Raw genomic sequence first — 15,270 nt, forward strand, 5'->3', positions numbered from 1 at the left:
CGGGCGGGCAGCATGCAGGATATGGCGCTGGCAGGCGGGGCTGACAAGGGGGCACGGCCCGGCATTCACGTCGGCCTTACGGTCCCGCGCTGAAGCTCTGGCTGCGGGGGAGTCCGCAGCGGTACGCACCGAACGAGGCCCTACATGGAAGGTCTGGCTGCAGTTGCATCCGCCTCACCGGCCCGGTCACTGGCATTGTCCGCCAGCCCGGCCGAACTGACCTGGATCGCCGCATTGTGCGATGCCGGCGACGACGCCCCGCGTCACCTGCATCAACTGCAGGCAGTGCTGCAGCAGGGCGGCACGTTCAACGATGCCCAGGAGTGGTACCCGTTCGAGGTGATCGAGCGCGGCGCCAGCCAACTGCGGCTGGGCCATGAGCGCGAGTTCGTGATCTGCGTGCTGCTGTGGCTGCAGGCGCTGGCCCAGGGCCGTGCCAGCATCCTGGACCCGAGCCTGCATCTGGATGATCGCGCGATGGACATCGAGGCCTTGCCCGATGCGCTGCGCGATGCAGTACTGGATGCGTTCACCGCGGCGGGGTACTGATCGGGGTACGACACACCGCTGCGCTCGCCGGGCATGGCCCGGCGGAAACGCCTGCCGGCTACAACGCTTCCAGGCTGCACCACGGCAGTTCGGGCAGTCCCTGCCCAGCCACCGCCGCTGCCAGCTGTGCATCGGCGCCGTCGACATCGATGCCCTGGCGCGCGTACCACGCCGGGTCGTAATAGCTCTGCGCGTAGCGCTCGCCACTGTCGCACAGGATGCTGACAATGCTGCCCTGGTGGCCCGCGTCTCGCATCCACTGCGCGGCCTGCAGCACACCGATGAAGTTGGTGCCGGTGGAGCCACCGACACGGCGGCCGAGCTGGCGGCTGACATGGCGCATCGCGGCCAGGCTCAGCGCGTCGGGCACCTTCACCATCGCATCGACGCTGGTCGGGATGAAGCTCGGCTCCACCCGCGGCCGGCCGATGCCTTCCACGCGCGAACCACCACTGCAGGTCAGGCCACGCCAGTCCTGCTCACCGGCCACGGCGGCCTGGTAACCGTCGAAGAACACCGACACTTCCGGGTCTGCACAGAGGATGCGGGTGTCGTGCCGGCGGTAGCTGACATAGCGGCCCAGCGTGGCCGCAGTACCGCCGGTACCGGGGCTGCACACGATCCATTCCGGAACCGGGCTGGGCTCCTCGGCCATCTGCTTGAAGATGGACTCGGCAATGTTGTTGTTGGCGCGCCAGTCGGTCGCCCGCTCGGCATAGGTGAACTGGTCCATGAAGTGGCCACCGGTTTCGCGGGCCAGCTTCTCCGATTCACCGTTGAGTTCGCAGGCGCGCTCGACCAGGTGGCAGCGGCCCCCGTGGAACTCGATGGCGGCGATCTTCTCCGGCGAGGTCGTGGCCGGAATCACCGCGATGAACGGCACCCCCAGCAGGCGCGCGAAATAGGCTTCGGAGACGGCGGTCGAGCCGCTGGAGGCCTCGATCACCGGCCGTCCTTCGCGCAGCCAGCCGTTGGTCAACGCATACAGGAACAGCGAGCGCGCCAGCCGGTGCTTGAGGCTGCCGGTGGGATGGCTCGATTCATCCTTCAGGTACACATCGATGCCCGCGAACCCGGGCAGCGCCAGCGGGATAAGGTGGGTATCGGCGGAACGGTTGAAATCGGCTTCGATCTTGCGGATGGCGGCAGCCACCCATTCACGCTGCGACATGGCGGGCAATGCTCAGAACGGAACGGTGCGATCCGCCCATTGTACGTCGCGGTGCCGTCAGGTAACGGCCGGTAGAATGGCCCATCCGGCCAGCAACGGCCCTGTCTGAAGGACCTCCCCCATGACCATTCCCGCCCTGCGCGATGTCCCCGGCGTCGCCGCCCAGGCCCCGGCCGAGACCACCGGCTTCGTGTTCAACCACACCATGCTGCGGGTGAAGGACATCACCGCCTCGCTGGACTTCTACACCCGCGTGCTCGGCTACCAGCTGATCGACAAGCGCGACTTCCCGGACGCCCAGTTCAGCCTGTACTTCCTGGCCTACGTACCGGCCGGCGCGGTGGTGCCGGAAGACGACAGCCAGCGCCGCGTGTGGATGGCCGGCCTGCCGGGCGTGCTGGAACTGACCCACAACCACGGTACCGAGAGCCAGGACGGCGCGGTCTACCACGACGGCAACAGCGACCCGCGCGGCTTCGGCCACATCTGCGTGTCGGTGCCGGACATCGAGGCGGCCTGCCAGCGCTTCGAGGACCTGGGCGTGACCTTCCAGAAGCGCCTGACCGACGGCCGCATGAAGAACCTGGCCTTCATCAAGGACCCGGACGGCTACTGGGTCGAGATCATCGCCAACGTCTGACCCAAAAAGGGGACGGAGGGGATTAAGTCGTTTCTGGCACTATTGGCTGGAAGCGACTTAATCCCCTCCGTCCCCTTTTTTGCGAGGTTCGTATGGAAACGATGGAACTGCACCGCGGGCGACTGATCGACCACATCCAGCTGGTCGTACGCGACCTGGCCGCCAGCCGGCGCTTCTACCAGGCGGTGTTCGACACGATCGGCATCCCGATCGCCGGCGAAGGCGAGGATTACTTCTGGGCCGATGAGCTGTTCATTTCCAGCGCCAGCAGCGAGGCCGCCGCCGGCCAGCTGACCGGCCGCCACCACCTGGCATTCCAGGCGCGCGACAGCGCCACCGTCGATGCCTTCCACACCGCGGCCACCGCCGCCGGAGGCAAGGACAACGGCGCACCCGGCGAGCGCCCCTACCATCCCGGCTACTACGGCGCCTTCGTGCTCGATCCGGATGGCAACAACATCGAAGTGGTCTATCACGGTCCGGCGAACTACAGTGCCGATTCGGTGAAGGTCACTTTCTGATATCACCGAAGCCGTGAACGAAGAAGCCGGGCAATGCCCGGCTTCTCTGCTTCCAGCGCTGCAGCCCTCAGTGGGCGGCCATGTAGATGTCCTGCAGCACGGCCTTTTCCAGCTCCAGCTCGCCCAGCAGGTTCTTCACGATGTCGCCCAGGCTGAGGATGCCAACCAGCAGGGTGCCTTCGGTGACCATCAGATGACGGCGCCGCGAGTAAGTCATCAGCGACATGGCCTGCTTCAGGGTCGCTTCCGGCGCAATGCCTTCCAGACCGGTGGACGGCAGGCTGGAAATCACCCGGCGGCCGGCCTGCGGGCCGTCGTCGGCCAGGGTGCGCACGATGTCCTTCTCGGAAATGATGCCGACCGGGGCATCGTCCTTCATCACCACCAGCGCAGCGATCTTGTTCGCGCTCATCTTGTGGGCGGCGGCACCGATGGTGTCTTCGGCGTCGATGGTGATGACAGCTTCTTTCTTGGATTGCAGGAGTTCGCGGACGTTCATTCTTGTTTCCTGGTGCAGGTCACTGAAGTCAAAAAAGTGTGCTCTTCCGATACGCCCCCTCCCCGGGAACAGACCTTTCAGCGCACGTCTGGCGCACCCGGCTGCCGCTTGGAATGGATCGGCAGACGATGTGCTGCAACGCGAACGAGGTGGGTTCAACCGCTCAACCCGGCCCTCGGTCAAATCGATTCTACGACTGCGACCATCGGTCACTACCGGCATCGATAGGACAGTTCGTCGTGGGAACCAACTGACGATTCAGAGAATGGCACCGCGGCTGAAACCGCCGCTGAATACAGGCGATGTCGCGCATTAAAGATTGATTGCCTGCTGCCGACAGCGGACAGAACACCCGGCGGCTGTCCCACTTGGCACGACCACCGGCGCAAACGAAAGGGGCCCACGTGGGGCCCCTTTCGCATGCAGCTTCCAGCGGTTCCGGCGGAGTTACTCCACCGTCACGCTCTTGGCCAAGTTGCGCGGCTTGTCCACGTCGGTGCCACGTGCCAGTGCGGTGTGGTACGCCAGCAGCTGCACCGGGATGGTGTGCACGATGGGGCTGAGCACGCCGGCATGGCGCGGCGTACGGATCACATGCACGCCTTCGGACTCGTTGAAGTTGCTGTCCTGGTCGGCGAACACGAACAGCTCGCCGCCGCGCGCGCGTACTTCCTGCATGTTCGACTTCACCTTCTCCAGCAGGCTGTCGTTGGGCGCGATCACCACTACCGGCATGTCCTCGTCCACCAGCGCCAGCGGGCCATGCTTCAGCTCGCCCGCCGGATAGGCCTCGGCGTGGATGTAGGAGATTTCCTTGAGCTTGAGCGCGCCTTCCAGCGCGATCGGGTAATGCAGGCCACGCCCCAGGAACAGTGCGCTGCTCTTGCGCGCGAAACGCTCGGCCCAGGCGGCGATCTGCGGCTCCATGTTCAGCGCGTGCTGCACGCTGCCCGGCAGGAAGCGCAGCTGCTCCAGGTAGTCCGCTTCCTGCGCCGCGTCGATGCGGCCATGCAGCTTGCCCAGCACCACGGTCAGCTGGAACAGTGCGGCCAGCTGGGTGGTGAAGGCCTTGGTCGACGCCACGCCGATCTCGGCGCCGGCACGGGTATAGCAGACCAGCTCGCTGGCGCGCGGAATCGCGCTTTCCGGCACATTGCAGATCGACAGCGTGTGCTTGTGGCCCAGCGACTTGGCGTACTTCAGCGCTTCCATCGTATCCAGCGTTTCGCCGGACTGGGAGATGGTGACGATCAGGTGCTTCGGGTTGGCATACGCGGCGCGGTAGCGGTACTCGCTGGCGATCTCCACGCTGCACGGCAGCCCGGCGATGGCTTCGATCCAGTAGCGCGCGGTCAGGCCGGCGTAATAGCTGGTGCCGCAGGCGATGATCTGCACGCCTTCGATGCCTGACAGCACGGCCTCGGCATTCTTGCCGAACAGTTCGGCCGGGAAACCACCGGCGTCGATCGCTGCCTCGATGGTGTCGCCCAGCGCGCGCGGCTGCTCGTGGATTTCCTTCTGCATGAAGTGGCGGTACGGGCCCAGCTCCAGCGATGCCAGCGATACGTCGGACAGGTGCACCTCGCGCTCGATCGGCTGGTCATGCTCATCGAAGATGCGCACGCCGTCGCGGCGGATTTCGGCGGTGTCGCCCTCTTCCAGGAAGATCACCTTGCGGGTGGCCGAGATCACCGCCGAAACGTCGGACGCCACGAAGTTCTCGCCCTCGCCCAGGCCGATCAGCAGCGGGCAGCCCATGCGCGCGCAGACGAAGCGTTCCGGCTCGGCGCGGCTGACCACAGCCAGTGCGTAGGCACCGGTCAGCTCCTTCACCGTGTGCTGCAGCGCCACCAGCAGGTCGTCGCCGTCCTTCAGGTGGTGATGGATCAGGTGCGCGATGACTTCGGTGTCGGTCTGCGACTCGAAGGTGTAACCCAGGGCACGCAGCTTCTCGCGCTGCTCCTCGTGATTTTCAATGATGCCGTTGTGCACCAGTGCCACGCCGTGGCTGATGTGCGGATGCGCGTTGGCCTCGGTGACACCACCGTGGGTGGCCCAGCGGGTGTGGCCGATGCCCAGCACTGCATTGAAGCCCTTGGCCTCGGCCGCAGTGGCCATTTCCGACACACGGCCGGTACGACGCACGCGGCGCACATCCGGCCGTTCGGCATGGTCGATCACCGCGATGCCCGAGGAATCGTAACCACGGTACTCAAGGCGCTTCAGGCCTTCGATCAGCACCGGCACTACGTCGCGATCAGCGATCGCACCCACGATTCCACACATGTCACGCGTTTCCTTGAAGACGATCGCCGCATTCTAGCCTGCGGGCCCGCGCTCCCCCTCCTGTCCGCTTAATGAAAGTGTCCGGAAAGGTGTCCGCGGACACCCGGACACTTCAGGGCGCCTCCCAACCCATTGACCCACAAGGAAATAAAGTTGGCACGCTACGTGCTTGGTACCCACTACCACCGTCAGGCACGCACCCGATGATCCGCGACACCTCCGCACAGGACCAGATCGTTTCCTCCGCCCCGGCCGGCACCACCCGCGCCAACTGGCAGCGTTACCGCTGGCCGGCACTGGGCGCCATCGCGCTGCTGGCCGGCATCGGCTGGGCCGTGTACGCCTGGTCCAACGCCAGCCGCTCCTACGACAGCAGCCGCGTGCGCATCGCCGAAGTGAAGCGCGGTGACCTGGTCCGCGACATCGCCGCCGACGGCCGCGTGATCGCCGCCAACAGCCCGATCCTGTACGCCATCTCGGCCGGTACCGTGGACCTGAAAGTCGTTGCCGGTGACGTGGTCAAGAAGGACCAGGAGCTGGCGGTCATCGACAGCCCGGAACTGCGCAGCAAGCTGGCCCAGGAGCAGGCCACCCTGGCCGGCCTGGAAGCCGAGGCCAGCCGCGCCGCGCTGGACGCCACCCTGGCCCGCGCCAAGTCGCGCAAGGAAACCGACCAGGCCACCATCGAGCGCCAGGCCGCCGACCGCGACCTGCAGCGCTACCAGCGCGGTTACGACGGCGGTGCAGTACCGCAGATCGATCTGGCCAAGGCCAAGGACTCGCTGAAGAAGGCCGATATCACCCTGGCCAACGCCACCACCGATGCCCGCCTGCAGAGCCAGGGCGCGGACCTGGACGCCCGCAACAAGCGCCTGCTGGCCGACCGCCAGAAGGCGGTGGTGGCCGAGGTGCAGCGCCAGGTGGACGCGCTGACCCTGCGCGCACCGTTCGACGGCCAGGTCGGCCAGGTGCAGGCCGTCCAGTCCACCAACCTGGCCGCCAATGCGCCCGTGCTGGGCGTGGTCGACCTGTCCAAGTTCGAGGTCGAGATCAAGGTGCCGGAGAGCTTCGCCCGCGACCTGGCGATCGGCATGCCGGCGCAGCTGACCGGCGGCAACGGCAAGCCGTTCCCGGGCGAGATCAGTGCGGTGTCGCCGGAAGTGGTCAACGGCGAGGTCAACGCCCGCGTGCGCTTCGCCAGCGCGCAGCCGGAAGGCCTGCGCCAGAGCCAGCGGATGTCGGTGCGCGTGCTGCTCGACACCCGCAAGGACGTGCTGAAGGTTGAGCGCGGCCCGTTCGTCGAACAGGGCAACGGCATCGCCTACGTGATGGATGGCCGCACCGCAGTGCGGCGTCCGGTGGAACTGGGCGTCAGCAGCCTGGGCGAAGTGGAAATCAAGTCGGGTGTGCAGCCGGGCGACCGCATCGTGGTCTCTGGCAGCGACCTGTTCAAGGACGCCGAACGCGTCTCCGTCAACTGATACCTGATACCTGAATCCTGGAGAGAGGACACCCCATGTACATGCTCGAAATGCGTTCGGTCGCCAAGGTCTTCCGCACCGAACAGGTGGAAACCCACGCACTGCGCTCGCTGGAACTGCAGGTCAAGGAAGGCGAGTTCGTCGCCGTCACCGGCCCGTCAGGCTCCGGCAAGACCACCTTCCTCAATATCGCCGGCCTGCTGGAAACCTTCACCAGCGGCACCTACATGCTGGACGGCCAGGACGTGAGCACGCTGGGCGACGACGCCCGCAGCCGCCTGCGCAACCAGAAGATCGGCTTCATCTTCCAGGGCTTCAACCTGATCCCCGACCTGAACCTGTTCGACAACGTCGACGTGCCGCTGCGCTACAGGAAGATGAGCGCCAACGAGCGCCGCGAACGTATCGAGAAGGCGCTGAGCCAGGTCGGCCTCGGCTCGCGCATGAAGCATTATCCGAATGAACTGTCGGGTGGCCAGCAGCAGCGCGCGGCCATCGCGCGTGCGCTTGCCGGCAGCCCGCGCCTGCTGCTGGCCGACGAACCGACCGGCAACCTGGACACACAGATGGCCCGCGGCGTGATGGAACTGCTGGAGGAGATCAACGCTGCCGGCACCACCATCGTGATGGTCACCCACGACCCGGAACTGGCTGCGCGCGCGCAGCGCAACGTGCACATCGTCGATGGCCAGGTGACCGACCTGGTGCGCGAGCCGGTGCTGGCCACCCCGCCGCGCCACATCGTCGCCGTCAACGAGTGAGGGCCCGACCATGTTCGCCTACTACGCCCGATTGGCGGTGCGCAGCTTCCGCCGCAACAAGGTACTGACCGCGCTGATGGTGATCGCTATCGCGCTCGGCATCGGCGCCTCGATGACCACGTTGACCGTGTTCCACGTGCTGTCCGGTGACCCGATTCCCGGCAAGAGTGACCAGCTGTTCTATGTGCAGGTCGAGCCGCGTCCGCGTGGCGGCTATACCCCGGGTGAGGAGCCTGAGGAACAGATGACCCGGCGCGATGCCGAGACCCTGCTGCGCGAGAAGCGCGGCGTCCGCCAGGCGATGATGAGTGCGGGCGGCGGCACGGTGGAACCGGAGCTCAGCACGCTCAAGCCGTTCTCGGTGGATACGCGCTGGACGTCGGCTGATTTCTTCCCGATGTTCGACGTGCCGATGCAGTACGGGCGCGCCTGGAGCAGCAGCGACGATGAGAGCCGCAGCCGCGTGGTGGTGCTGTCGAAAGCGATCAACGACAAACTGTTCCAGGGTGCCGACAGCACGGGTCGCGAGATCCGCCTGAGTGGCCATTCACTGCGGGTGATCGGCGTGATGAAGAAGTGGAACCCCGAACCCCACTTCTTCGATCTGACCACCGGCAACTACGGCAAGGATGAAGACCTGCTGGTGCCGTTCTCGACCGCGATGGACCTGGAGTTCGGCAGCAACGGCAACATGAACTGCTTTGGCGAGAATCCCGATGGCAGCAGCAACTCGATCAGCGCGCCGTGCAGCTGGATCCAGTACTGGGTAGAGCTGGACCCTGCCAAGGTCGAGGACTACCGCAGCTACCTGGTCAACTACTCGGACCAGCAGCGTGCAGCAGGGCGTTTCGAGCGTCCCACCAACGTGCGGCTTCGCCCGGTAATGGAGTGGTTGACGTTCAAGAACGCCGTGCCCAGCGACGTGCGCCTGCAGATGTGGCTGGCACTGGGCTTCCTCGGCGTCTGCCTGGTCAACACGGTGGGCCTGCTGCTGGCCAAGTTCCTGCGCCGCAGCGGCGAAATCGGCGTGCGTCGCGCCCTCGGCGCCAGCCGGGGGCAGATCTTCCTGCAGTGCCTGGTGGAAGCTGGTGCAATCGGCGTTGCCGGCGGTGTGCTCGGCATCGGCCTGGCCCTGCTTGGACTGTACGCGGTACGCCAGCAACCCGTGGACTACGCGGATCTCGCCCACCTGGACGGCAGCATGCTGCTGCTGGCCATCGGCCTGACCCTGTTCGCCAGTCTCGCCGCCGGTTTCCTGCCCGCCTGGCGCGCGATGCAGGTCACCCCGGCCATCCAGCTCAAGTCGCAGTAAGCACGAGTACGAGGACCTCCCATGGATATCCGCCCCATCCTCAGCACCCTGCGCCGGCACAAGACGGCCGCCGCCCTGATCGTGCTGGAAGTCGCCCTGACCTGCGCCATCGTCTGCAACGCCCTGTTCCTGGTCACCCAGCGCGTGGAACGGATCAGCCAGACCAGCGGCCTGGCCGAGAACGAACTGGTGTTCGTCCGGGTCAGCGGCATCGGCAAACAGACCAACGGTCAGTCCCGCACTCTGGAAGACCTGTCTGCCCTGCGTGCGGTGCCCGGCGTGACTGCCGCAGCCAAGGTCAACCAGCTGCCGTTCCGCCCGAACTCCTCCAATACCAGCGTTTCGCTTAAACAGGAGCAGGAGCGTCCGACCGCCTTCGTCACCATGTACATGTTCGGCGAAGGCGGACTGCCCACGCTTGGACTGCAGCTGACCGCCGGCCGTGACTTCCAGTCCAGCGAGTACAGCAACTTCGAGGACGCACAGAAGAACGCCTCGTCCAATACGGCGTCCTCGGTGATCATCAGCCGCACCCTCGCTGACAAGCTGTACCCGGGCGAGAATGCACTGGGCAAGACGTTCTACATGGGCAAGCAGCCGCTGCACGTGGTCGGCATCGTCGCCGCACTGGCAACGCCCACCGACTACAACAACAACACCACGCTGTCGATGGTGCTGCCGGTGCGAACTGATTTCACCCAGGGCCCCTATGTGCTGCGTACCGCCCCGGAACGGCGCGAGGAAGTACTCAAGGGTGCGATCGCCGCGCTTGAACGCAATGACCCCAATCGACTGGTGCGCGAGAAGGAGACCTACGAGGATCAGCGCAAGGACTACTTCAAGAACGACCGCGCGATGGTCGGTCTGCTGATCACCGTCTGCGTCTCGTTGCTGGTGGTCACCGCGCTGGGCATCATCGGCCTGGCCAGCTTCTGGGTGCAGCAGCGCAGCAAGCAGATCGGCATCCGCCGTGCGCTGGGCGCGACCCGCGGGCAGATCCTGCGCTACTTCCAGACCGAGAACTTCCTGCTGGCCACGCTGGGCATCGTGCTGGGCATGCTGGCGGCCTACGCGATCAATCTGGCCTTGATGAATCTGTACGAGCTGCCGCGCATGCCGCTGCTGTACCTGCCGCTGGGTGCACTGCTGCTGTGGGCACTGGGCCAGATCGCCGTGTTCGGCCCGGCCCGCCGGGCTGCGGCTGTCCCGCCGGCGGTCGCCACCCGGGGCACCTGAGGCTCCGCTCCAGACAGGCCGGGCCGTGTCGATGGCCCGGCCTCCGGCCTTCCCCGAGGGCCGCTCCTGCACAGCCACGGGTTTCGCTATGCTTGATGGGTGGCGCCGGGCTCTCCCGGTGCGTGGACACGAACGGCTCCAACGGCGCCGCCCATCCCTTTCTGCAGAACCGCTTGATGCCTGCGATCCTGATCATCGACGACAACGCCAGCGTGGGTACCGCGCTGGACGTGCTGTTCTCCCTGCACGACATCGACACCCTGCAGGCGCAGAGCCCGTCCGAAGGGCTGGCCCTGCTGGAGTCGCAGCCGGTCGACCTGGTGATCCAGGACATGAACTTCAGCGAGGACACCACCTCCGGCGAAGAAGGCGAGGCCCTGTTCGCGCAGATCCGCGCGCGCCATCCCGATCTGCCGGTGATCCTGCTGACCGCCTGGACCCACCTCAGCAGCGCGGTGGATCTGGTCAAGGCCGGTGCGGCCGACTACCTGGCCAAGCCCTGGGACGACCGCAAGCTGATGACCACGGTCAACAACCTGCTGGAACTGTCCGAGGCGCGCCGCGAACTGGACCGGCGCCGCAGCCGTGAACTGCGCCAGCGCAATGCGCTGGAAGAGAAGTATGACCTGTGCGGCGCGGTCTTCGCCGACCCTGCCAGCGAGCGCGTCATCGCTCTCGCCTGCCAGGTCGCACGCTCGGAACTGCCGGTACTGATCACCGGCGCGAACGGTGCCGGCAAGGAGAAGATCGCGCAGATCATCCAGGCCAATTCCCTGGTGGCCAAGGGTCCATTCGTGGCGGTCAACTGTGGCGCGCTGCCTTCGGAACTGATCGAGGCCGAACTGTTCGGTGCCGAGGCCGGTGCGTATACCGGCGCCAACAAGGCGCGCGAAGGCAAGTTCGAGGCCGCCGATGGTGGCACCCTGTTCCTGGATGAGATCGGCAACCTGTCGCTGGGCGGGCAGATGAAGCTGCTGCGTGTGCTGGAAACCGGCCGCTTCGAGCGCCTGGGCTCCAACCGCGAACGCCAGGTCAAGGTCCGCGTGGTCAGCGCGACCAATGCCGACCTGCCGGCGATGATCCGCGACGGCACCTTCCGCGAAGACCTCTACTACCGCCTCAACACGGTGGAACTGGTGCTGCCGCCGCTGGCCGATCGCCCGGGCGACATCGTGCCGCTGGCGGAGCGCTTCCTGACCGCTGGCAAGCCCCTGTCCAGCGCCGCCACCGCCGCCCTGCAGCGGCACCCGTGGCCAGGCAACGTGCGCGAACTGCGCAACGTGATCCAGCGCGCCGAACTGCTGGCCACCGGCAACCGCATTGAAGTGGCCGATCTCAATCTGCCGCGCGCAGCCGCCGCACCGCGCCCGGCCCCCAGTGCGGGCAATGACCCCGACCGCGCGCGCATCGAAGAGGTACTGGCGCGCAACCATGGCGTCATCGCCCAGGCCGCCGCCGAACTCGGCCTGAGCCGCCAGGCGCTGTACCGGCGCATGGACCGCCACGGTATCCCGCGCGAATGAAACGGCGCTCGTTCACTTTCCGCCTGTTCCTGCGCCTGCTGCCGGTGCTGGCGCTGGCCGCCGCGTTGCCGTGGCTGCTGGCCTACTGGATGGACCATGGTTGGGTGGTGACCACGGTGTCGGCGTTGATCCTGCTGTCGCTGATGTGGTGGACCCTGCGTCGCGCTACCGCCCCGGTGCGGTCACTGATGCGGGCCCTGGCGGGCACCACCAGCAGCTATCGCGACGGCGAATACAACTTCGGCGTGCACTGGCCCGGCAATGACGAGCTCGGCGACCTGGTGCAGGCACACCGCGAACTGGGCGATGTGCTGCGTGCACAGCGGCAGGGCCTGGTGCAACGCGAACTTCTGCTGGACACGATGGTGCAGAACACGCCGGTGGCGATGCTGCTGATCGCCTCGGGCGGTGATGGCATCGCCCGCGTGGTGTTCTCCAATCTGGCTGCGCGCAAGCTGCTGCATGGCGGCTGGAAGCTGGAAGGCCAGCGCTTGGAGGACGTGCTGGAACAGGTGCCGGTGGAGCTGCGCGATGCCATCGCCCGCGGTGGCGACAGCCTGTTCGCGGTGCATGCCGAGGGCGAGGACGGCGATGAGGACGACGAGCAGGTGTACCACCTCTCGCGCCGCGCCTTCCAGCTCAATGGTCGTCCGCACGACCTGCTGCTGGTGCGCCTGCTGACCGCCGAGCTGCGCCGCCAGGAAGTACAGACCTGGAAGAAGGTGATCCGGGTGATCAGCCACGAGCTCAACAACTCGCTGGCACCGATTGCCTCGCTGGCCCACTCCGGCGGTGTACTGGTGCAGCGTGAGCGCTTTGACCGGCTGCCGGAGATCTTCACCACCATCGAGGATCGTGCACGCCACCTGGAAGGCTTCATCCGCGGCTATGCGCGCTTTGCCAAGCTGCCGCAACCGCAGTTGCAGACCGTGCACTGGGCCCCCTTCCTGTCCAGCCTGCGCCAGCAGATCCCATTCGGCATGGAACGTGAGCCGGACGAGGAACTGAGCAGCCGCATCGACATCGCCCAGTTCGGGCAGGCACTGCTGAACCTGTTGAAGAACGCGCACGAAGCCTGCGCCGAAGCAGAACCGCCCAACGACGACGTACAGGTGCAACTCACGCGGCTGCCGCAGTGGCTGCGCCTGGACGTACTGGATCGCGGCAAGGGCATGAACGAGCAGGTGCTGCAGAATGCGCTGATGCCGTTCTATTCGACCAAGCGCAATGGTACCGGGCTGGGCTTGGCCTTGACCCGCGAGATCGTGGAAGCGCATGGCGGCCGGGTATCACTGCAGAATCGCGGCGATGGCGGGTTGTGCGTGTCGATCCTGTTGCCGGTGGGTTGAGCGGGTAGGTCCACGCCATGCGCGGATGTGCCGACCAAGGTCGGCACCTACCAAACCTGCCGCATCGCCACCCGCAGGTGCATCGGGAACCCGAGCGCAGCCTCTTCGGCCATCACCGCGCGCAGGCCATCGTTCCACTGCGCCTCGGGCACTACGTCGAATCCTTCGCTGGCATAGAAGGCCGCATTCCACGGCACATCGGACAGCGTGGTCAGCACCGCGGCCGCGTAGCCTCCCACCCTCGCCTGCGCCAAGGCATGGCGCAGCAAAGCGCGGCCGTGGCCACGCCGCGCGTGTGCGGGATCCACGTCCATCTGCAGCACATGGAATTCACCGCAGAGTTCGCCGGCCAGCAGGTAACCCGCGATACCACCGTCAGCCGCATCCACCACCCACAACTGGCCACGTTGAAGGCCATCCTGCAGCGTCTGCAGGTCCAGCCCATGGCCGGCGAACACCGTGTAGGCCGGGTGGCCCTTCAGCAGTTCGCCGGCACGTTGTTCAATTGCCGGCAGCATGCCGAGTTCGTCGGCATGCGGGATGCGTGGCTCAGGACTTCTTGAGCGGGCGCTTCCAGCCATCGATGGTTTCCTGTCGTGCACGTGCCAGTGTCAGCTTGCCATCCGGAGCGTCGCGGGTGATGACCGAACCGGCGGCAATCGTCGCGCTGTCGCCAATGGTCACCGGCGCTACCAGCGAACTGTTGGAACCAATGAAGGCGTTGTCGCCGATGGTGGTGGTCGACTTGTTCACGCCGTCGTAGTTGCAGGTGATGGTGCCGGCACCGATGTTCACCTTGCTGCCGATCACCGCATCGCCCAGGTAGGTCAGGTGGTTGGCCTTGCTGCCAACACCGAGGGTGACCTTCTTGGTCTCGACGAAGTTGCCCACGTGCACGCCGTCTGCGAGCACGGTCCCCGGACGCAGCCGCGCGAACGGTCCTACCAGCGCAGCACCTTCGGTGACCACGCCTTCAAGATCACAATGCGCGCGCACTTCGGTGCCCGGGCCAAGATTGACGTCCTTCAGCCGGTTGAAGGGGCCCACGGTGACGCCGTCGCCGAGCACGATGTGGCCTTCCAGAACGACATCGACATCGATCAGCACGTCACTGCCCACGGTGACAGTGCCACGGATATCGAGACGTGCCGGATCGCGTACGCGCGCGCCCTGCGCGCACAGCGCTCGCACCGCGCGGCGCTGCCAGGCACGCTCCAGCTGCGAAAGCTGCCAGGGATCGTTTGCCCCTTCGGCTTCCTGTGCGTCGGCCACCAGCGCCATCTCGGCCGGGGTGTACTCGTGCGCGGCAAAGGCGAACACGTCGGTCAGGTAGTACTCGCCCTGTGCATTGCTGTTGGACAGCTGCGACAACCAGCGCCGCAACGCGGTCGACTCGGCGGCAATGATGCCGGTGTTGATCGTGCGCACGCGCAGCTGATCGTCATTGGCATCCTTCTGCTCGACGATCGAACCCACCTTGCCTTCGGCATCGCGCAGCACGCGGCCATAACCGGTCGGGTCATCGACATCGGCGACCAGCACCGCCAGGCGACCCGGCTGCGCCAGCAGGTCGCGCAGGGTCTGCGCGCGGATCAGTGGCACGTCGCCGTACAGCACCAGCACCTGCGCGGCGTCAGGCACCTGCGGCATCGCCTGGGCCACCGCATGGCCGGTGCCCAGCTGCCGTGCCTGCTCAGCCCATTGCAGGTCGGGCTGGTCGGCGAAGTACTGGCGCACCGCTTCACCACCATGGCCGTAGACCACGTGGATCGCCGAGGGCTGCAGTTCGCGGGCCGCATCGATCACATGCGCCAGCATCGGCTGGCCGGCGATCGGCTGCAGCACCTTCGGCAGCACCGACTTCATGCGCTTGCCCGCGCCAGCGGCGAGGATGATGACGTGCAGGGGTTGGGTCATGGAAACGGCAGTCCGTGGTTCGTTG

At 66.2% G+C, this 15,270-nt stretch carries 14 protein-coding genes; 9 read left to right on the forward strand and 5 right to left on the reverse strand.

Annotation, left to right across the window (positions count from 1 at the left end; all coding sequences use genetic code 11):
- The first annotated feature begins 144 nt into the window (after positions 1–144).
- On the forward strand, positions 145–549 hold the full coding sequence (locus ACZK3W_RS19160) for a hypothetical protein (protein WP_049460886.1): 405 nt from the start codon (positions 145–147) through the stop codon (positions 547–549).
- Between the two features lie 58 nt (positions 550–607).
- Here the strand turns inward: ACZK3W_RS19160 and ACZK3W_RS19165 are convergent, their stop codons facing one another.
- The gene (locus ACZK3W_RS19165; RefSeq protein ID WP_285301735.1) at positions 608–1,720 is read right to left on the reverse strand and encodes a PLP-dependent cysteine synthase family protein; all 1,113 of its coding nucleotides are present in this window, start codon (positions 1,718–1,720) and stop codon (positions 608–610) included.
- 121 nt (positions 1,721–1,841) lie between these two features.
- On the opposite strand from ACZK3W_RS19165, the gene gloA reads away from it, so the two are divergent.
- Both gloA and ACZK3W_RS19175 read left to right on the forward strand, forming a co-directional pair.
- Positions 1,842–2,360, forward strand: a complete 519-nt coding sequence (gene gloA / locus ACZK3W_RS19170; protein WP_478450190.1) for a lactoylglutathione lyase — start codon at positions 1,842–1,844, stop codon at positions 2,358–2,360.
- Between the two features lie 92 nt (positions 2,361–2,452).
- Entirely contained in the window at positions 2,453–2,881 is a 429-nt protein-coding gene (locus ACZK3W_RS19175; protein WP_478450191.1) for a VOC family protein, read from the forward strand.
- Positions 2,882–2,948: 67 nt separating this feature from the next.
- Here ACZK3W_RS19175 and ACZK3W_RS19180 read toward each other — a convergent pair whose 3' ends face one another.
- A complete protein-coding gene (locus ACZK3W_RS19180) occupies positions 2,949–3,380 on the reverse strand; it encodes a CBS domain-containing protein (RefSeq protein ID WP_006394252.1) in 432 nt (143 codons plus the stop codon).
- A gap of 447 nt (positions 3,381–3,827) precedes the next feature.
- Entirely contained in the window at positions 3,828–5,666 is a 1,839-nt protein-coding gene (gene glmS, locus ACZK3W_RS19185; RefSeq protein ID WP_478450192.1) for a glutamine--fructose-6-phosphate transaminase (isomerizing), read from the reverse strand.
- Positions 5,667–5,869: 203 nt separating this feature from the next.
- On the opposite strand from glmS, the gene ACZK3W_RS19190 reads away from it, so the two are divergent.
- From ACZK3W_RS19190 to ACZK3W_RS19215, 6 genes are all read left to right on the forward strand, one after another.
- Positions 5,870–7,147, forward strand: coding sequence for an efflux RND transporter periplasmic adaptor subunit (locus ACZK3W_RS19190; protein ID WP_049399200.1), 1,278 nt, complete (start codon positions 5,870–5,872; stop codon positions 7,145–7,147).
- A gap of 35 nt (positions 7,148–7,182) precedes the next feature.
- Positions 7,183–7,908 (forward strand): ABC transporter ATP-binding protein, encoded by a 726-nt coding sequence (locus ACZK3W_RS19195; RefSeq protein WP_032129038.1) that lies wholly within the window; start codon positions 7,183–7,185, stop codon positions 7,906–7,908.
- Positions 7,909–7,918: 10 nt separating this feature from the next.
- On the forward strand, positions 7,919–9,220 hold the full coding sequence (locus ACZK3W_RS19200; RefSeq protein WP_197616699.1) for an ABC transporter permease: 1,302 nt from the start codon (positions 7,919–7,921) through the stop codon (positions 9,218–9,220).
- A 21-nt stretch (positions 9,221–9,241) separates the two neighbouring features.
- Positions 9,242–10,456 carry an ABC transporter permease gene (locus tag ACZK3W_RS19205; protein WP_285301738.1) on the forward strand — a complete coding sequence of 405 codons (1,215 nt, stop codon included), beginning with the start codon at positions 9,242–9,244 and terminating at the stop codon, positions 10,454–10,456.
- A gap of 176 nt (positions 10,457–10,632) precedes the next feature.
- Positions 10,633–11,979 carry a sigma-54-dependent transcriptional regulator gene (locus tag ACZK3W_RS19210; RefSeq protein ID WP_032129058.1) on the forward strand — a complete coding sequence of 449 codons (1,347 nt, stop codon included), beginning with the start codon at positions 10,633–10,635 and terminating at the stop codon, positions 11,977–11,979.
- Positions 11,976–13,328 carry a sensor histidine kinase gene (locus ACZK3W_RS19215; RefSeq protein ID WP_049399192.1) on the forward strand — a complete coding sequence of 451 codons (1,353 nt, stop codon included), beginning with the start codon at positions 11,976–11,978 and terminating at the stop codon, positions 13,326–13,328. Before ACZK3W_RS19210 ends, ACZK3W_RS19215 begins: the two co-directional genes overlap by 4 nt.
- 47 nt (positions 13,329–13,375) lie before the next feature.
- Here the strand turns inward: ACZK3W_RS19215 and ACZK3W_RS19220 are convergent, their stop codons facing one another.
- The gene (locus ACZK3W_RS19220) at positions 13,376–13,909 is read right to left on the reverse strand and encodes a GNAT family N-acetyltransferase (protein ID WP_478450193.1); all 534 of its coding nucleotides are present in this window, start codon (positions 13,907–13,909) and stop codon (positions 13,376–13,378) included.
- Entirely contained in the window at positions 13,878–15,245 is a 1,368-nt protein-coding gene (glmU, locus tag ACZK3W_RS19225; protein ID WP_478450194.1) for a bifunctional UDP-N-acetylglucosamine diphosphorylase/glucosamine-1-phosphate N-acetyltransferase GlmU, read from the reverse strand. Before glmU ends, ACZK3W_RS19220 begins: the two co-directional genes overlap by 32 nt.
- Positions 15,246–15,270 lie beyond the last annotated feature (25 nt).

Source organism: Stenotrophomonas sp. 80084_Sma, from assembly GCF_056481995.1.